General features: G+C 46.0%; 15 protein-coding genes and 1 other RNA gene. 11 read left to right on the top strand and 5 right to left on the bottom strand.

Annotation, left to right across the window (positions count from 1 at the left end; all coding sequences use genetic code 11):
* Positions 1 to 5 precede the first annotated feature (5 nt).
* The 3 genes from PEB0122_RS08760 to PEB0122_RS08750 all read right to left on the bottom strand — a co-directional run bounded on the left by PEB0122_RS08760 (position 6) and on the right by PEB0122_RS08750 (position 3,636).
* Positions 6 to 656 carry a TetR/AcrR family transcriptional regulator gene (locus PEB0122_RS08760; RefSeq protein ID WP_075869824.1) on the bottom strand — a complete coding sequence of 217 codons (651 nt, stop codon included), beginning with the start codon at positions 654 to 656 and terminating at the stop codon, positions 6 to 8.
* Positions 657 to 869: 213 nt separating this feature from the next.
* Positions 870 to 2,795, bottom strand: a complete 1,926-nt coding sequence (locus PEB0122_RS08755) for a potassium transporter Kup (protein WP_075916766.1) — start codon at positions 2,793 to 2,795, stop codon at positions 870 to 872.
* A gap of 103 nt (positions 2,796 to 2,898) precedes the next feature.
* Positions 2,899 to 3,636 (bottom strand): pyridoxine 5'-phosphate synthase, encoded by a 738-nt coding sequence (locus PEB0122_RS08750; protein WP_075914235.1) that lies wholly within the window; start codon positions 3,634 to 3,636, stop codon positions 2,899 to 2,901.
* A gap of 105 nt (positions 3,637 to 3,741) precedes the next feature.
* Between PEB0122_RS08750 and PEB0122_RS08745 the strand changes: the two genes are divergently transcribed.
* The 8 genes from PEB0122_RS08745 to PEB0122_RS08705 all read left to right on the top strand — a co-directional run bounded on the left by PEB0122_RS08745 (position 3,742) and on the right by PEB0122_RS08705 (position 12,691).
* A complete protein-coding gene (locus PEB0122_RS08745) occupies positions 3,742 to 4,140 on the top strand; it encodes a SpoIIAA family protein (protein WP_075916764.1) in 399 nt (132 codons plus the stop codon).
* An 810-nt stretch (positions 4,141 to 4,950) separates the two neighbouring features.
* The gene (locus PEB0122_RS08735; RefSeq protein ID WP_075868655.1) at positions 4,951 to 6,294 is read left to right on the top strand and encodes a dicarboxylate/amino acid:cation symporter; all 1,344 of its coding nucleotides are present in this window, start codon (positions 4,951 to 4,953) and stop codon (positions 6,292 to 6,294) included.
* 734 nt (positions 6,295 to 7,028) lie between these two features.
* Positions 7,029 to 7,399, top strand: a transfer-messenger RNA (tmRNA) gene (gene ssrA / locus PEB0122_RS08730).
* Positions 7,400 to 7,666: 267 nt separating this feature from the next.
* A complete protein-coding gene (locus PEB0122_RS08725) occupies positions 7,667 to 8,245 on the top strand; it encodes an SspB family protein (protein WP_075868658.1) in 579 nt (192 codons plus the stop codon).
* A gap of 10 nt (positions 8,246 to 8,255) precedes the next feature.
* Positions 8,256 to 8,447, top strand: a complete 192-nt coding sequence (locus PEB0122_RS08720; protein ID WP_075868660.1) for a DUF4169 family protein — start codon at positions 8,256 to 8,258, stop codon at positions 8,445 to 8,447.
* Between the two features lies 1 nt (position 8,448).
* Positions 8,449 to 8,697, top strand: coding sequence for a ribbon-helix-helix domain-containing protein (locus tag PEB0122_RS08715; RefSeq protein ID WP_075916760.1), 249 nt, complete (start codon positions 8,449 to 8,451; stop codon positions 8,695 to 8,697).
* Between the two features lie 331 nt (positions 8,698 to 9,028).
* Complete coding sequence (locus PEB0122_RS08710; protein WP_075916758.1) at positions 9,029 to 10,135, top strand: serine/threonine protein kinase; 1,107 nt, start codon at positions 9,029 to 9,031, stop codon at positions 10,133 to 10,135.
* Between the two features lie 75 nt (positions 10,136 to 10,210).
* The gene (locus tag PEB0122_RS08705) at positions 10,211 to 12,691 is read left to right on the top strand and encodes an ATP-dependent helicase (RefSeq protein WP_075916883.1); all 2,481 of its coding nucleotides are present in this window, start codon (positions 10,211 to 10,213) and stop codon (positions 12,689 to 12,691) included.
* A 112-nt stretch (positions 12,692 to 12,803) separates the two neighbouring features.
* Here the strand turns inward: PEB0122_RS08705 and PEB0122_RS08700 are convergent, their stop codons facing one another.
* On the bottom strand, positions 12,804 to 14,519 hold the full coding sequence (locus PEB0122_RS08700) for a thiamine pyrophosphate-dependent enzyme (RefSeq protein ID WP_075916756.1): 1,716 nt from the start codon (positions 14,517 to 14,519) through the stop codon (positions 12,804 to 12,806).
* A gap of 108 nt (positions 14,520 to 14,627) precedes the next feature.
* On the bottom strand, positions 14,628 to 15,269 hold the full coding sequence (locus tag PEB0122_RS08695; protein ID WP_075916754.1) for a DapH/DapD/GlmU-related protein: 642 nt from the start codon (positions 15,267 to 15,269) through the stop codon (positions 14,628 to 14,630).
* Positions 15,270 to 15,481: 212 nt separating this feature from the next.
* On the opposite strand from PEB0122_RS08695, the gene PEB0122_RS08690 reads away from it, so the two are divergent.
* The 3 genes from PEB0122_RS08690 to PEB0122_RS08680 all read left to right on the top strand — a co-directional run bounded on the left by PEB0122_RS08690 (position 15,482) and on the right by PEB0122_RS08680 (position 18,934).
* On the top strand, positions 15,482 to 16,087 hold the full coding sequence (locus PEB0122_RS08690; RefSeq protein WP_225867835.1) for an SCO family protein: 606 nt from the start codon (positions 15,482 to 15,484) through the stop codon (positions 16,085 to 16,087).
* A gap of 17 nt (positions 16,088 to 16,104) precedes the next feature.
* Complete coding sequence (locus tag PEB0122_RS08685; RefSeq protein WP_143238822.1) at positions 16,105 to 16,974, top strand: 50S ribosomal protein L11 methyltransferase; 870 nt, start codon at positions 16,105 to 16,107, stop codon at positions 16,972 to 16,974.
* A 133-nt stretch (positions 16,975 to 17,107) separates the two neighbouring features.
* On the top strand, positions 17,108 to 18,934 hold the full coding sequence (locus tag PEB0122_RS08680) for an aminopeptidase P family protein (RefSeq protein WP_075916750.1): 1,827 nt from the start codon (positions 17,108 to 17,110) through the stop codon (positions 18,932 to 18,934).
* The last annotated feature ends 452 nt before the right edge of the window (positions 18,935 to 19,386 follow it).

The following is a 19,386-nucleotide window of genomic DNA, read 5'->3' as shown; positions in this document are numbered from 1 at the left end:
CTCCCTTAATTTTGTGTTTCATCTGTTTTTTTTCGCCCATAAAGAGCAAAAAATTGCCTGGTCGCTGTGCGCGCTTCACGAATGATTTCTTCATCATCCATGTGAAAGTCGTCGCCCAGCAATTTTCTTATTTGGACATCACGAACAACGAGCCCGAAAAATGTCCGGAACGCATTGTCAAGATTGTCCATTTGTAGAAGTCCGCAATCGCGACCGATTTCCAAAATTGGTTTCAAGCGACGCGCCATCGCAAACGGTCCGCGATAAAGGACGACATTTCCGAGATTGGATTTGCCCGTCCCTGCCTGACTGACGGCAAGCCGGTTAAGCGCGATCGATGTCGGCGAGGTCAGAACCATCAACCAGTCGCGTGCAAAATGTTCAAGGCTGTTGAAAAGCGTTTGTTCATCAACCGCTTCGCGACTGATCGGTACCGCACGAACTCTTGAAGCCTGCCATTCGACCATGGCTTCAAGAAATGCATTGCGATCACCGAACCACTTATAAAGTGTTTCCTTCGAGCAGCTTGCTGCTTTCGCAACTTTCGACATTGTCAACGCCAGATGGTCTTTGACGAGCACTTGCAGTGCTGCGTCAAGAACGTCCTTCTGACGATCTGTCAAATTATTGACCAGAGCATTTGTCGACTGTTGCATGTCTGCTGTTTTCATCTTTTTGCGTACCGTACCGTACGGTTCGTTACCATGCTACGAGAAATTGCCAATAGCAAGTAATATTTTCAGTAAAAATTTCTTTTTATTAGAAATCGAAATTTGTGGAACGGCTTTACCGGCTTTGTCACCTTTTTAGTTCATCAACAAAGCCGGCGGTTTGAACAGCAAGATTGCTTTTTTAAACACTAATCTCGCTCAAACTGTAATCTGGGTGCCAATTTCCACAACACGTCCGGTAGGAATCTGGAAATATTCGGTTGCGTCGGCCGCTGTTCTGGCAAGGAAAATATAGAATTTGTCCTGCCACATCGGCATATCGGATTTCGCTGCCGGTTTGATGGAACGACGGGACACAAAAAATGATGTGGTCATAATGTCGAATTTCCACCCCAATTTGCGACAAATTGCCAACGCCTTCGGAATATTCGGCTGCTCCATATAGCCGAATGTCAAAGTGACTTGCATAAAGCGTTCATTAAACTGGGAAACCCGTGCACGATCAACCGAAGATACACGTGGCGTCGAGGCGGTATTCACCGTCAATATAACGTTGTTTTCATGCAAAACTTTATAATGTTTAAGGCTATGCATCAAAGCACTGGGCGCGCTTTTCGGATCACTCGTTAAAAACACAGCCGTACCTGGCACGATGATCGGCGGTTTTTCGGCCATTTTGGTGACGATAAGATCAAGCGGCACTTCGGCTTTGCGGGTTTTTTTGAACAAATGCCGGCTACCACGAACCCAGGTCCACATAATCAGCACCACGCTGCAGGCAAGCCCGACGGACACCCATCCGCCATCATGGATTTTTATCAGATTGGCGCTGAAGAAAAGAAGATCAAGACACAGGAACGCAAGCGTCGGCAGAAGGCATAAAGCGAGCCGCCATTTCCAGATGCGCCTCATGACGATAAAAAGCAGCGATGTTGTGACGATCATATTGCCGGTAACAGAAATACCATATGCAGCTGCAAGGTTGGATGATCTTTCAAAACCTATCACCAGAAGAATAACGATAACCGCTAAAATAAGATTGATCCGCGGCATATAGATTTGGCCGAGATTTTTTTCCGAAGTGTGCAATATCTCAAGCCGAGGCAAAATATTGAGTTGCACAGCCTGACGTGCCATGGAAAAAGCACCGGTTATCACCGCCTGAGCCGCGATCACTGTCGCCATCGTTGCCAGAATAATCATCGGTATAAGTGCCCATTCGGGCAGCATCTGATAGAACGGATTGATCGTATTGCGCCCGTGGGAAAGGATAAATGCACCCTGCCCCAGATAGTTGAGCACAAGACAAGGAAACACAATCCACAGCCATGCTGCAACAATCGGACGACGGCCGAAATGACCAAGGTCTGCATAAAGCGCTTCAGCACCGGTCACCGCCAGAAACACTGCGCCGACGGCTGCAAATGAAGTTGCAGGATTGCTGACAACATAGGAAATAGCATAGCCTGGAAACAATGATTTCAAAATCGTCAGATCATCAAAGATGTGGAAGAGACCGAACCCGCCAAGAGCCAGAAACCAGATCAATGTTATCGGACCAAAAACAATTGCAACCTTTCCTGTTCCAAACTTTTGGACAGCAAAAAGTGCCACCAGAATGATGAGTGTCAGCGGCACAACAAAGGGCTCGAGGTCGGGCGCCACAACTTCCATACCTTCAACAGCCGAAAGCACCGAAACAGCCGGAGTAATGACGGCGTCGCCAAAAAACAGCGATGCGCCGAGTATACCTATCCCCAGAGCCCAGCCACCTTTCTTTCGGAAAGTCGAGCGTGCAAGCGCCATCAAAGATAAAATCCCGCCCTCGCCGTTATTGTCGGCACGCAAGACGAAAACAACATATTTGATTGTAACGATAAGCAGTAACGCCCAGAAGATAAGAGAGATAACGCCATAGACGTCGAATTTCAAAATATCATGATTGCCTGCACCTGCGTGCAAGGCCTCGCGGAACGCGTAAATCGGACTTGTACCGATGTCACCATAGACAACACCTATGGCGCCGATCAACAGAAGCAAAAAGCTTTCTTTGGAATGGTCATTGCTTTCATCAGCTGGCGTAGAATCGTCGGTCACAAGGTCGATATCTTGAGGGTCCGCCATGGCGCAATCCTTTCAGCCGAAAGTATTCATTGTTGAAGAAATAGAAAAACGGAGGAAAAATTACCTGCCTTATATAGTCTTAAATTAGTGCCGCAACGGACGGTTAAACAGTTAATGCCCGTTTGAACCTTATAACGGTATTTCTCATACCGTGTTCCAAAGCATCTGCTATAAGCCCGTGACCGATTGAGACTTCATAAAGCCACGGCACACATTTTACAATAGGGGGAAGATTGGGCACTGTCAGATCATGTCCGGCATTGACAAGGAGTCCCAGTTGTTTTGCCTTTTCGGCAACGATAGTAACCGCTTCAAGCGCTTGCAACTGCTTTTTGTCGCTGTCATAAGCGTCGCCATAGGGGCCGGTGTAAATTTCAACACCATCAGCACCGAGCTTTTTTGCTTCTTCAAGCCCGTCGAGAACCGGACTTACAAACAGAATAACGCGGATGGAACGATCCTTCAGCCGTTTGATAATCGGAGCTAAAAAAGTGCTCTGTTGACTAAAATTCCATCCATGGTCCGACGTTGATTGCTTGGGAGAATCAGGAACCAATGTTATCTGGTTGGCATAAGTTTCTGCCATATCAAGAAATGTTGGGTCGGGGTAACCTTCAATATTGAATTCCCGATTTGGAAATTCATCATCAATAAGGCGGCGGATGTCGGGAAGATCGCTAAATCTTATATGTCGTTGATCGGGCCGCGGGTGCACTGTAATACCGTCTGCCCCCGCATCAAGTGCAATGCGCCCCATGCCTACGACATTTGGCCAGGGCAAATTCCGACGATTGCGTAAAACCGCGATAGCGTTAAGATTAACCGATAGCTTTATTGTCATCGACCACACCTATAAATTCCGCTTCAAATCGTTCTTATGACTATTTGAAACGCTACATTAATTTTCTACATATAACTTAATTGCGCTTCAAGGAAGGGGAAAAGCATGTTGCCTGAAGATACACTATCCGTTGTCTCCAAAATCAAAACAGATCGCGCCGGTGCTATTGCATTTTCGATCAATGGCGTGCTTGCGTCTTCGGATGTTGAAAATCTCTATGGCCTTTTCGAAGCTGAAGCGGAAGGGCAAGATCATATCGATATGATTGTTATCTTCAAAGAATATGACGGTATTGATTGGGAAAGTCTGTTTAATGAGGATACCGCAAAAATCAGGGCCGAAGCTTTTAAAAAATTGAACCGCTATGCCATCGTCGGAGGGCCCGAATGGCTTAATCTTGCTGTCGAATTTTTCAGGCCTTTCGGGCGTGTCGAAACCAAATGGTTTTCTTTGAACGATATTGACGAAGGTTGGAAATATATCGGAGCGCGACCTGCCGAATAAAAATCACTGCTAAAATTATCGAAGACATTGAAACTTCGAGTTTTCAGGACAAGAATTCTTTTTGGATTTTCAGCTATATCCGTCTTCTACTTTCCGATATGCACTTCATCATTTTATCAAAGCCGCAATGAGTAGTCCTTATCCATTGGAATAGCCGTCATTGGCGGAGTGTTTGGAAAAACTTCCCGGGTTTGATAGTAATTTTATAAACAAAGCAGTCAAATCATCAATTGCCACCAGTCATGAACAAAATGGTGGCGAAAGTTGTTTTTATTGTACAATTTCGTTTTTGTTTATTGAAACACCCAACCTTGAATATCAGGCCAAAAATCCGGCACAGTCCTCTCCTCTTGTCTTCAGCTTTTTCGCGTCTTTAGCTTCTCTTCATCACCCCGACGGAAACGGCAAAAGTAGCGCTAAACTTCCGAGACATGGTGGCGTTATGCAATTATCCTCAGTTTATCATCAGGCAGCAATTTGCTTTTATCCCGAACAAAAGTTCGGATTAACACGAGAAAGTTGACTGTTTGGCATTCTATTTTGAAATAAAACGGGATTCTCCCAATTGGTAAAAAACATTTGAATCAAAAATTGAGGATATCAGCTTAACCTATGGTGATTTCATTGTTTTTCCCCCGATTTTTAATTATTTTATTGACTGAAAATGCTGTTATTTGCTGAAATAAACTTGCGAAGCAATGGTCACTTGGCATATGAATTGCAGGACTTTATGGAAAAGGTCGGTCGGGAGGTAGCCGAGGAGCTGCTGGAACCATTTAAAAGTGGTGCGGTCGATCAGAGGGAGGCTTCATGGCTTACAAAATTGAACAAATGACACAACCACATCCTCGTCGTGCGTTATACAAAGTACTTTATGTGCAGGTGATATTCGCGATTATCTGTGGTATTTTGCTCGGATATTTTTATCCTGATGTCGGTGCATCGTTGAAGCCGCTTGGTGATGCCTTCATCAAACTGGTTAAAATGATTATCGCACCGGTTATCTTTTTGACCATTGTAAGCGGTATTGCCGGTATGAGCGACTTGAAAAAAGTCGGTCGGGTTGCAGGCAAATGCATGCTTTATTTCATTACATTTTCAACACTGGCGCTTATCATCGGCCTCATTATCGGAAATGTGCTGCAACCGGGAGCGGGAATGCATATTGACCCTGCTTCACTCGATGCAGCTTCGGTCAAAGTTTACGCCGAAAAAGCCCATGATGCATCCATAGTCAAATTCCTGATGAACATCATTCCTTCAACAGTGGTTTCTGCTTTCGCCGAGGGTGATATCCTTCAGGTATTGTTTTTTTCCATATTGTTCGGTATCGCTTTGGGATCCGTTGGCGAACGTGGCCGCCCCATTCTGGATTTCATCCATGCTCTTTCCACACCAATTTTTAAATTGGTTGCCATTCTCATGAAAGCCGCCCCGATTGGTGCTTTTGGTGCAATGGCCTTCACAATCGGTAAATATGGTATCGGCTCTGTCATCAATCTGTTCTATCTGGTTGCAACATTCTACCTGACATCTATTCTGTTTGTCGTTGTCGTTCTTGGTGCTGTCTGCCGCTATAACGGCGTGTCGATTTTCAGAGTTGTCCGCTATATCAAAGACGAGCTGCTATTGGTTCTCGGCACATCGTCTTCAGAAGCTGCTTTGCCGACATTGATGGAAAAAATGGAAAAGGCAGGCGCCAAGAAATCGGTTGTCGGGCTTGTTATTCCGACAGGCTATTCCTTCAACCTTGATGGAACCAATATTTATATGACATTGGCAACATTGTTTATCGCCCAAGCTTTGGACATCAACCTTACGCTTGAACACCAGTTGCTTATTCTGATTGTTGCAATGATTTCATCAAAGGGAGCCGCCGGTGTCACCGGAGCAGGCTTCATCACACTTGCCGCTACACTTGGTGCGGTTCCCGCTATTCCTGTCGCGGGCATGGCAATCATATTGGGTATTGACCGCTTCATGTCGGAATGCCGTGCATTGACCAATCTCGTCGGCAATGCGGTAGCCTGTATCGTCGTTGCCCGTTGGGAAAACGAGCTTGATACGGTTCAACTTCATAAAGTACTGGGTGGTCATGAACACCAACACGGACATCACCATGTTGAAGAAGCAAAAAGTGAAGAAGCCCGGTAAAAGCACTTCCTGCTGAATTAGGAAAAGCCCCTCTTTCGAGGGGCTTTTTTATGACCGTATGAATCCCGATAGCTAAATTTTTTAGAATCGGATCGCCACAAAATCGGACTGAACGATGTTGTTCCAGAACACGGAATTCCACCCATCCAAGTTTTAATAAACAGGCTGCCTCCTTCGCCTTTCCACCAAATCTCATAATCTTCTTGTTCCTCGCGCAAAGGAGGAATTAGACACTCAGCGAGATTGGACGTGAAACCGGCCATTTCCTTTGCCCGGGCAAACGGGTTTATCGGCAACAAAAAAGTATAATATCATCCGATTTTCATACGACTGTTTTTCAATGAAACGACAATTAATTACCATTTCTTGACTGCTTGGTTGTTTTTGTCTCTTGCGCAAATTGTTCGAGGGCTCTTTTCTACACATTGCGGCGCCATCGGTTATAGCCATTTCCGCGGCATCGTGTATTTGCAAGTTAAACGGCAATCTCTTGTCATACCGCTTGACTGCTACTTCATCCGCATTTGCATCATATATTTATTTGCCCCAAGTGGTTGAGCATGAAGCCGGTTTTCCTGCCATGAATGAGGAGCGACCTTTTAACATTTTTTATCTCTCGGCAAACAATGATTCTTCATTATTTTTCATCCGGAATAATGAAAATTCAAAAGCCCGACCAGCTAACCGAACGCCTGTATCGTTATTTGAAACGGGCTGCGAAAAAGTTGGACACCCCCCTTTTCTATGAGAGCCATTTTGCCTATATTGGCGGTGCTGGCTTGCCAGCTATGGTAATAAATGGACAGTGTAATAAACCCATTGGACCCGGGGGCGGTACCCGGCGCCTCCACCACAACCAAAACAGCTTTCATTATTCTGGTTGTTTTTGTTATGAAGGGGGCGAAATAGGATCGACAAGGGCGTAAAGATTGCTCTTTTACCCGGCATTGTACCACCGTTATCGGGCTACTTAAGTAGTTGCAAATGACAACTATGCGGAAGCTCGTCTCGCTGCTTAATTGCGGCGCGAACGCTTCAAATTAAGTCTTGGACCTTCGCCGGTCCAAGCGGGGTTCGGAGGCACCTGGCAACAGAAGCCTTCACTTCTTTTGTTCAGCAGCATTCTGTTTAAAAACTATCGAGTCATTCAATTTTGAAAGTTCAAGTTTGAAACTTTGGCTTCAATTTGTCTTTTCTCCGAAAGCCATAGCGGTCATTTCATCAAGTTTGAGACCGAAGCTTGTGATCAATCGAAGGTCAAGAAAATTTTTGAGGAGATTTTGGTTGCCTCATTGCATTACAATTGGCTACATTGCATTAAGGATGTGTGCCAAGTTTGGTTAAAACACATCGCAGAAGGAACAGGTTTTCGATGGTTCATGATCAGATCCGTTATGACATTCTCGTTCAGGACGCTTTACGTAGTGTTATCCGTAAAGTTTTGTCCGAGGTAGCAAAAGCCGGCCTTCCGGGTGACCATCATTTTTTCATTACCTTTTTTACAAATGCACCGGGGGTAAAAATTTCATCACGCTTGAAAGAGCGCTATCCGGAACAGATGACAATTGTTTTGCAGCATCAGTTCTGGGATTTGAATGTTTCAGATACCGGTTTTGAAGTAAGCCTCTCGTTTGGTGACGTTCCCGAACGTCTTGTCATTCCATTTTCTGCCGTTCAGGTTTTTTATGATCCGACGGCGGCATTCGAAGCTGCGTTCGATCTTGCATCCGATATGCCGAAAAGTGACAATGATAGCCCCGATGTGAAAACAATAACGGAAGAAAAAGAAGGTGGTGAACTTGCCATTCTTGCCGATAAAAAGGGCAAGAAAAAAACTTCCGGCAAAATAAAAGCACACGAAAAAGCCGTTGATGGCGATGATAAGTCGAGTGCAGAAGAAAAAAAGCCTTCCGCCGATGTTGTCTCGCTTGATGCCTTCCGGAAGAAATAAGGCGGTTTTAATGGCTGAAGTTGTCAATTTGCGGCAGTTTCGCAAACAAAAGAAACGTCTGAACAACGAAAAGGAAGCAGAAGAGAATCGGGTTTTATTCGGCCGTACAAAAATCGAGCGTGCATTTGATAAACGACAAAAACAAAAAACCGAAAGCTTTCTTGATATAAGGAAAATTCCTCACGACAAAGATCAAGGATGATATGCCCTCGTCAATCGGAACCATTGACTGGCAGAAAGCGCAGGCAAAGAAAATTTCTGTTCGCATTGATGGTCATGCAACAAGTATATCACTTGAGCAGGCCTATATTGATATTCTGCTGCAAGAAGCCAACAAACTTGAACTTTCTTTTGCTAGCCTCGTAACTTTGATCGACGAGACACGACCTTGCGAAATCAATCTTTCAGCTGCGTTGCGCCTGCTTGCCCTGAAGCTTGCAAAAAATATTTGAAGCACCCCGCAAACAGGTTTTTTAAAATCAGTAATGCGGGTTCATTTTAAAATACTATCGTCTAACGCCGCTTAACGCGAAATTTCCGCCTGCCCGCCTATTCTTTCATTTCTTGACGTAAGCTTGAAACTTGTAAGCCAATGTGCGCTTTCCTGACTTATGTTGGACCGCGCCTTAGAAAAGCACCGATTCTGAAGTTATCCCGAAGACATGTGCTATTTTTGTCCGAATTTGACAATAATGGTTACTTCCTGCTTTTTGTCGTTTATATTTCTAACCGATTTGAACAAACGGACTTGATAGAAGAGAGCCAACCGTCTAACTCAACGCTATGGAACATTTTGCCGATTCAGACAGCGCTTTGCCGCCTTTGAAAGACCCACAATTTTTAACCGAATTTGTGGCTCTGATGGTTTTAAAGCGCGATGTTTTTTCGGAAACGCGGGTCGGCTATTTTGCTGATGATCCGCATAAACGCGTTATCCGCCGCATTGTCACTGCTGCGCCAAAATGGTCTCGCCCGCTTGCCTGGATATTGGCAAGAAGAGAAATACGGGCATTGAAGAAAGTCCGCGGGCTTGAAGGCGTGCCACAGCTTATTGCCGTTGATAAAGACGGGCTTTATCGCTCGTGGAGTGAAGGAACACCACTACATCTGGCGCGCCCGAACAAACCCGAATTTTATTTGAGTGCATTTAAAATACTTCGCAATTTGCGCCGCATGGGCATTACCCATAACGACCTTGCAAAGCCGCAAAACTGGCTGATGACAAGCGACGGAAAAGCCTCGATTATCGATTTCCAGTTGGCAAGTGTGCATAAACACCGCGGTGCCCTTTACCGCTATTTTGCCTATGAGGATTTTCGTCATCTTATAAAGCAAAAAAGAAGTTTTGCGCCGGAACTTATGACGCCAACAGAAAGGCGGATATTAAAAAACCGCTCCTGGCCGTCGCGTCTTTGGTTGGCAACAGGCAAGCGTGTCTATAATTTTATCACCAAAGACATGTTCAAATGGTCGGATGGTGACGGAACAGGCGACCGCGTTCAACATCAAGGGCCGGTCATTCGCAATCTTTTGAAAAATAATCCGGATATTGGCGATATCGCCATTGCAACCTATTCGCTTCCCGCAAAAGGTGTCGGGCTTTATGTTTTTGTTGAATCCGACAAGCTTGATGAAAAAGCCGTTCGCAATCTTCTGAAAGACCAGAAAATCGAGTCCCTTCAAGTCGTGCATCAATTGCCGAGGCGTAAAGACGGGTCAATTCGCTATGATATTATAAAACTCGTTGCCATGAACGAGCTCAATGATCTTGTCGCTTTGATCAAACGCGAACCGGACTTGAAACCGGTTGTTGCTCCAATCATAGACAACCGGAAGAATTTGACCGACCGGCGCGTCTATCAATATGAAGCACAACGCAAAAAAAAGTGATTTTGCAATCGTTTTCGTGTAAAAGCTTATATTCTGGCCTAGAAGAAAATATCTTGAACCATTAGATTGGTGATGATGACCGATTTTCCTGACGATATACCGTTTTTTGATGATGAGCCGAAAAAGCCAACGCCGCAATCTTCTGCGCGCGAGGAAGCTCCTAATGGTCAAGCTAGTTTGGCTGAACGCGCCATGGCTGCGCGCCGTAATGCCGATGTTGACGCCGACTATCTTAAAAAACTCAATCCCGAGCAGCGCCTTGCCGTAACAACGACGGAAGGTCCTGTTCTGGTTCTGGCTGGTGCCGGCACCGGAAAGACGCGGGTTCTTACCACACGCATTGCCCATATTTTGCGGCTTGGTCTTGCTTATCCTAGCCAGATTCTGGCGGTCACATTCACCAATAAAGCCGCACGTGAAATGAAGAATCGTATTGGAGAACTGGTTGGCGGAGCGGTTGAAGGTATGCCGTGGCTTGGCACGTTCCACTCGATCGGTGTCAAAATTCTTCGCCGTCATGCAGAGCTTGTCGGCCTCAACAGCAATTTCACCATTCTTGATACGGATGATGTGATAAGGCTTATCAAACAGCTCATTCAGGCTGAAGGGCTTGACGACAAAAGGTGGCCCGCGCGCACTTTTGCCAATATGATTGATGGTTGGAAAAACCATGGCCTTGCGCCTGACCAGATACCGGAAGGTGATGCCCGCTCATTCGGCAACGGCAAAGGACGCGAGCTTTACCGCGCCTATCAGGAACGTTTGCAAACGCTGAATGCGTGTGATTTCGGCGATTTGTTGATGCATCCCATCCATATTTTTCAGAAAAACGCTGATGTTTTGCGCGAATATCATAAAAAATTCCGCTATATTCTGGTCGACGAATATCAAGATACCAATACTGCACAATATTTGTGGTTGAGACTATTGGCACAGCGCCCTGCCGGACAAACTGTCAATCTTTGTTGTGTCGGAGATGACGACCAATCCATTTACGGTTGGCGCGGCGCAGAAATTGATAATATTTTGCGTTTTGAAAAAGATTTTCCCGGTGCAACTGTCATCCGTCTTGAACGCAATTACCGCTCGACTTCGCATATTCTGGGGGCTGCATCCTATCTCATTGCCCATAATGAAGGCCGGTTGGGAAAAACGCTTTTTACCGATAACAAAACGGAAAATGATCAGAAAGTCAAAGTCCATGCCGCGTGGGATTCGGAAGAAGAAGCGCGTGCTATTGGCGAGGAAATCGAACAATTACAACATCAAGGCCTTGCTTTGAATGACATTGCCATTCTTGTTCGCGCATCATTCCAGATGCGTGAGTTTGAAGACCGGTTTGTCACATTGGGGCTTAATTACCGCGTCATCGGTGGCCCGCGTTTTTATGAGCGGCAGGAAATTCGCGATGCACTTGCCTATTTCCGTGTTGTTGCACAACCCTCGGATGATCTTGCATTCGAGCGTATTATCAACACGCCCAAACGCGGCCTTGGCGAAGCAACTGTTCGTCAAATCCATGATACCGCCCGCGCCCGCAACGAGCCTATGCTCAAAGCCTCTCAGGAAATGGTGGAAACCGATGAACTGAAGCCGAAGCCCAGAAGCTCATTAAGAAAGCTTGTCGAAGATTTCCGCCGCTGGCAGAATATGCTTGATAATACCCCTCATACGGAGCTTGCGGAAACTATTCTGGATGAATCGGGCTATACTGCCATGTGGCAGGCCGATCGTTCTGCCGAAGCTCCGGGGCGCCTTGAAAACCTGAAAGAGCTTATCCATTCCATGGAAGATTTTGAAAGTTTGAGAAGTTTTCTCGAACATGTCTCTTTGGTCATGGATACAGAAAAGAACGAAGACATGGACGCAGTCAACATCATGACGCTGCATTCGGCCAAGGGGCTGGAATTCAACACGGTATTCCTGCCTGGATGGGAAGAAGGGCTGTTTCCCCATCAACGTTCGCTTGATGAAGGCGGGCGTGCTGGGCTTGAAGAAGAGCGGCGCCTCGCTTATGTCGGTCTTACACGTGCAAAGGAAAACCTTCACATCTGGTTTGTTTCAAACCGGCGTATTCACGGGTTGTGGCAAACGACGATACCATCCCGTTTTCTTGATGAACTGCCCAACGAACATGTTGAAGTTGCGGAAGTTGAAACGTCCTATGGCGGTTATGGGCAATCTCGCTTTGACCGACAGGAACCGTTCCAGAATAATTATTCAACACCTGGTTGGCAAAGAGCCAAAAAGAATGCAACCGACGCGACACGCACCAATTGGGGTAATCGTTCGGGCGCCAATGTTGAACGCATCGGTTATGGGGAAGTTGATTCCGGCTATGGTGCAGGACGGGCAGCGCGTTCGAAAACCATAGAAGGCGAGCTTGTCGCCAAATCGGTTTCCGACAAACCGTCCGAATTCAGCGTGGGTGACAGGGTTTTTCATATCAAATTCGGAAATGGCAATGTCGCAGCGATTGACGGAAACAAACTCACAATCGCTTTTGACAAAGCAGGCGAAAAGCGCGTACTCGACAGTTTTGTCAAAAAAGTATGAATATCTTTTGCTTGGCCGTAATCATCCGGTTTTGCTGCAACTTCCATAAAATTTAAAAAGGCAGAAAATAAATCAATTTTCTGCCTTTTATTTTATCAAATTGGTAAAGCGATTATTTAATGAAATTGTGAATGAGGAGATCGGTTACATCTTTCACACGTCCCTGCATAATCGCCTTGGTACCATAAAGTGCCATTCCGGAAACTTCGCCGGCCGTTACCTTTGGCGGCATAACCAGTTCATATCCGCTGGTTTTGACATCTAGAAGTGCCGGACCTTTGGCACTCAAAAAGGCTTTGACAGAGCTTTCAAGCTCTTCCGGCTTGTCAACTTTCCAACCTTTTATGCCAATCGATTCGGCGAGTTTTGCAAAATCGGGATTTTGTAAATCGGTATAATGATCAACCAGTCCTTCAACCTTTTGTTCAAGTTCAACGAAGTTGAGTGATGAATTATTGAAAACTACAATCTTGACGTCGATCTTTTCCTGAACAACAGTCAAAAGTTCGCCCATCAACATGGCAAGGCCGCCATCGCCCGAAAGCGAAATAACTTGCCTGTTTTTATAGGCTTTTTTGAAGCCGATAGCCTGCGGCAAAGCATTTGCCATTGTTCCATGGGAAAGACTGGCAAGCGTTCTCCTCTTGCCATTTGTTTTGAAATGGCGGAGTAACCAAACCATTGGCGAACCGCAGTCACCTGTAACCAGCGCATCATCATCGGCATATTGATTGATAAGCGATACCAGATATTGCGGATGAATAATCGATTTTGAAACAACGGTTTCCTTCGCTTCAGCTTTTTCGGCTTCGGCTTTGGTTTTCAGACACTGGTCGAGAAAACCGGTATCTTTTTTTTCGTCAACATATTTCAAAAGTGCTGCCGCTGTCGATTTGACATCCCCGATCAACCCCATATTGACAGGATGACGACGGCCCAAATGGGTTCCATCCTCATCTACCTGAATAATCGTCGCTTTGTCCGGATAAAATTGCGTATAAGCGAAATCGGTACCAAGCAGAAGCAAAGTATCGCAATGTTCAACCATGTCAAAACCGGGCTTTCCGCCCAACATGCCGTTCATTCCCATATTATACGGGTTGTCATATTCGATGAAATCTTTCGATTTTGACGAATGTCCAATTGGTGCTTTCAACTTTGCCGCAAGAGCGACCACCTCATCATGAGCACCTTTGACACCCGAACCGACATAGATTGCAACTTTTTTGCCCTTGTTCAAATGGGATGCAACTTGTTCAAGTTCGCTATCGGAAGGGCGAATAACCGGATTCGGCCGATGAACGCTATATTGCGTGATATGGCTTACTGTTTGCATGGAAACATTAACCGGCAGAATAATGACAGCAACACCCCTTTTCGTCAGCGCTGCCTGACAAGCTTCAACCGTTATGCGTTGGGCTTCCTCCGGATTTAAAATTTGCTCGCAAAATACCGAGCAATGTGAATAGAGTGCGGGAAAATCGACTTCCTGCGGCCATTCACTGCCGATAACTTCGGTCGAAAGCTGGCTTGCTATGGCCACAACCGGAGCGCGATTGCGATTTGATTCATAAATTCCGTTGATAAGATGCAAGCTCCCCGGCCCGCAAGAGCCTGCGCATGCACTCAATTCGCCAGTCAAATAAGCTTCTCCTCCTGCTGCCAAAGCAGCAGCTTCTTCGTGGCGTGTATGGACCCACTCGATTTTCGAGCGATATATCGCATCGGTGATATAGTTAAGTGTATCACCGACAATGCCGTAACAATGTTTCACACCGGCTTTTTGCAGTGTCTCTACGATAATCTCGCCAACACGTTTAGAAGACATTTTCAATTTCCTTTCAAAATTGAAGTACAAAATAACTATTGAAAGAAACAACGAGAAATTGAAAATAAAATTCGTGTTATCGCGTGTCTTTGATGATTTTTTCTACTCTCAGACAAGCTTTTTCCACTTTGCGATAAATTCTTCAGCCGAGAGTTGTTGCATATCGGGTATTGCTTCATAAAGTGTGTTCAGCGGCCAATTCCACCAACAAAGGTCAAGAAGCGCCTGAATAATGTAGTCGGGAAATCTCATTCTTATTCGCTTTGCCGGAATGCCGCCGACAATCTCGTAAGGAATGACATCTTTGGTTACAACAGCATTGGCACCGATCACCGCGCCATGACCGATGGTAATTCCCGGCATCACCACCGCCCCATGACCGATCCAGACATCATGGCCCACGGTTACCCGTTTATTATGCCGCCTTTCGCGAAAAGCGCTATCGAGTGTCATGAAACGAAAATATTCATTCGGCCGGTAAGTCATCTTATGCATGCTTACCCGTTCCATCGGATGTTCAAGGGCATTGAGCCGGACATTCGAAGCAATAGAACAAAAACGGCCGACATCGGTGTATATTGCTTCACCATTGCGTTCGAAATAGCTGAAATCTCCAACCGTTACATCACGTAAGAGAACCCGTTCACCGATTTCGGAAAAACGTCCAAGTTTACAACCGTGGAGTTTGGCTGTTGAATGGATGCGCGGCGCACTATCCTGAAAGCGTTGGTCTGTTGGCGATATGCTCATGATAATCCGGTATATTGAATGATGAATTACCATAAAACGCGGTTAGGAGAAGTGCAATCCCGACTATTTGGCCGAAGCTTTCCGACAATTATAATTTAAATTCCGCTTTTCATTGCAGTATCGTTTTCATACCGATATATTTTAAAATATCATCCTCAGGGGTCACACCAGTGGCTTTTATGACGGTGCATCAAGCTCAAGGGATTTTGGCAATGATGAGTGAAACCAAAAGTACTGTTAAAAGTGTTTTTTACATTGTTTTATTGGTTGCGGTTTTTATGGCATTCATATTTGGTTGGCAAACCTTCGTCAGTCCGCCACTCGGTGAGGATTTCAGCCTTACCGATTCCAATGGAAAAACCGTTACGCAGGTTGAACTTCGCGAAAAGCCGTCAGCGATATTTTTCGGTTACACAATGTGTCCGGATATTTGCCCGACAACGTTGATGAGTATGACCAATTGGATAAAAGAATTGGGACCGGACGCGGATAACATCAATATCTGGTTTATCACGGTGGATCCCGAGCGGGATACTCCGGAAGTTCTTCACGATTATTTATCGAATTTTACCGACAAGGTTGTTGGCATAAGTGGTGATCCCGCAAAAGTCCACGAACTGGTATCATCTTTCAATATTGCGGCTGAAAAAGTACCCGGTGAGAATGGCGATTATACCTACGACCACACAGCGGCAATTCTTCTCACCAAGAAAGGCGGCCAATTTGCCGGCGTAATCCCTTATAGCGTGGAAGAAAACAGAAATGAATTGAAAGACCAGATTGCTATAGAGCGTCTCAAGAGTCTGGCAAAACAATAAAAGACATAAGGACAAAAATTTTGGGACAGATCCGCCTACATTATAAATCGCCGAAACGCGAAGCCGAAAAACAATATGAACTTCTCGATCACGCCTTCGAGGATGATGCCTTTCCCCTTGCGATAACCGAAATAGACGAGGCCAATGGAATTTATGAAGTTTCGCTCTATGTGGATGAAGCGCAAAAGAATTCGGTACTTCCCCGCTTTGCACAAGTTTTGGGCGTCAATGGAAACAAGATAGAAATAGAAATACTTCCGGATATTGACTGGGTAAGCCATAGTCTTGAAGGACTTAATCCTGTTCGCGCGGGGCGTTTCTTTGTTCATGGCAGCCATGACCGAGACAAGGTGAAACCGGGTGATCTTGCAATCGAAATCGATGCCGGTCAAGCTTTTGGCACCGGCCACCATGGAACGACAGTCGGCTGCCTTGAACTTATCGCCGACGTTATGGAACATGAAAAACCGCAAAATGCACTTGATCTTGGAACGGGGAGCGGAATTCTGGCAATCGGTATTGCTTTGATCAAACCGATCAGAATTCTGGCAACCGATATTGACCCGATTGCGATCAAAGTTGCGAAAGAAAATTTTGCTTTAAACGGTGTCGCCAAAACAATAACAGCCATCACGGCTACCGGCCTTGATGATGAAGAGATTAAAAAGCGCTCACCCTTTGATCTCATTGTTGCAAATATTCTCGCCAATCCCCTGATTGAACTTGCGCCACAAATGGTTCCTGCGCTTAAAAAAGGTGGTTCCATTGTGCTTTCAGGCATTTTGGAAGAGCAGCATGACCGCGTGGTCAAGGCCTTCGAGGCGGAAGGCGCGAAATACATCAAAACCTTGCATCATGAAGGCTGGGTTGCCATTCATTTGAAATAAGTGACGATCAAATAAAATTGGTGGCCAATAAACAATCGGACATTTGGCCATTTCACAAAAATAACAGGTGATAGAATTGCCCGATCATAGCGATCATAATTCTTTCACCGACTAGACAATCAGAGGCGATTTTATGTTTCAATCATTTGAAATTGCAACAAATCCCGATAACGCTAGACCGCGTGTTTCCGCGCTACGCAAGGAAATGGAAAAACTCGGGCTTGATGGCTATCTGGTGCCAAGAGCGGACGAGCATCAGGGGGAATATGTGCCTCCCCATGCGCAGCGGCTGCAATGGCTCACCGGTTTTACCGGCTCGGCCGGTGTTGCACTGATTTTGAAGGATAAAGCGGTTATTTTCGTTGACGGGCGCTACACTTTGCAGGTGCGCAACCAGACAGACGGAAAAATATTCACTTATGCCGATCTCGTTTCCTGCCCACCTTCCCTTTGGCTTGAACAAAATACCAAAGGTTTGAATATCGGCTTTGATCCCTGGCTTCATACTGTCAACGGCGTCAAGGCCTTGAAGAAAGCTGTTGAGGAAAAGGTACATGGCAAACTTGTCGGCACGGACAAAAATCTCGTCGATCTCATCTGGCATGACCAACCGGAACCGCCGCTGACGCCGGTCACGATCCAGCCCCTCGACTATGCTGGCGTTCCAGCCGATAAAAAGCTTGAATTGATGGCAGAGAGCTTGAAAAAAGACGGTTGCGATCTCGTTATATTGACAGACCCCTCGTCGATTGCATGGGTTTTCAATATCCGCGGCAATGACGTTTCCAATACACCTTTTTCCTTGTCGTTCGCTATTCTTCGGGCAAAAGGCCGGCCGTCATTATTTATCGACCAGCGAAAGCTTGGAGAAAATGAAAAGCAATATCTAGCCCGTTATGTCGACATTTTCGAACCTTCCGCATTAATCGGCGAAATCACAAAAGAGGCGCAGTCGAAAACTTGCTTTTCACTTGATGGGCAACTTTCAGCCGAGAAATTGCGTCAGGTGATTGTCGATCATGGCGGTATAATTAAGGATTTGCGCGATCCGGCACGTTTGCCGCGCGCAATCAAAAACGAGGCTGAGCTTAAAGGAAGCCGCCAGGCCCATGCGCGCGATGGTGTGGCTCTCTGCCGGTTTTTCTCTTGGCTTTCACGACAGAAACCCGCCACAGTGGACGAGATTTCGGCAGCGACGAAACTTGAGAGTTTTCGTGCCGACACTGCCTTGAAGATGGGTTCAAAACTCGAAGACCTGTCATTTGATACGATTTCGGGAAGTGGTAGCGATGGTGCTATTATCCATTATCGGGTTAATACTGCAACCAACCGGCCGCTCAATGAAGGCGAGCTTTATCTCGTTGATTCCGGTGCGCAATATCGTGATGGCACAACCGATGTCACCCGCACCGTTGCAATCGGCCATGCAGACTCGGAAGAAAAACGGTGTTTCACACTCGTTCTCAAAGGTATGATCGACCTTTCCTCGGCGCGTTTTCCGAAAGGCACACGTGGGCAGGATGTTGATGTTCTGGCGCGTATCGCTTTATGGAAAGCCGGACTGGATTTTGCCCATGGCACGGGACACGGCGTCGGCTCCTATCTTGCTGTTCATGAGGGGCCGCAAACCATTTCAAAACGTGGTGGGCAAGAACTTTTACCTGGAATGATTGTTTCCAATGAACCGGGCTATTATCGCGAAGGTGCATTCGGCATCCGCATAGAAAACCTGCTTGTTGTCAAACCGGCCGAACCTGTCAAGGGTGGCGATATTGATATGCTCGGTTTCGAGACTCTCACTCTCTGCCCGATCGACCGTAACCTTATTGCCGTTGATATGCTGACGAATGAGGAACGCGAATGGCTAAACGCCTATCATGCCCGTGTCATGAAAGAAAACGCACCACACCTTGATGAGGTTGATCGCAAATGGCTTGAGGCAGCAACGCAACCTCTATGAAATTGAAATAAAACGCGAAAGAAAAATCTTTCGCGTTTTTCATTCCGCAAGTTTGGTCACTTGTCACTGCACAATAACCTTTCAGCAACTACCGTAGCCTATAAAGACTAAAGGTGGTCTTCAGAGATGGACTATGCTTACAAGACCAAAACGCAAGAACGAGTGAGGCAAAACGTTTGGCCTCCTCGCAAAAGCGGCGCCAACGAACGTAAATATAAACCACATATCATAAATGATTTTGAGTACGGGTATAAATCGCTATATCCTTGCAAAAGAATTGAACGCTTTCACCAATCCGACGTGGCAAAGGCTCCAATGCGGCACTCAGCAGAGCGCAGACGATAAAGGTGAAATATCGGGCGATGAATATCCCGAAATTGCGGCTCATTTTTGCCTTATAACCGCCAGCCCGCTTCATAACTCGACGGGAGAGACAAGCTTTCGAGTGCACG

The sequence above is a fragment of the Ditibartonella apis genome (assembly GCF_001952075.1).
Classification (GTDB): Bacteria; Pseudomonadota; Alphaproteobacteria; order Rhizobiales; family Rhizobiaceae; genus Bartonella; species Bartonella apis.
This window is presented reverse-complemented; position numbering and strand designations above follow the sequence as displayed.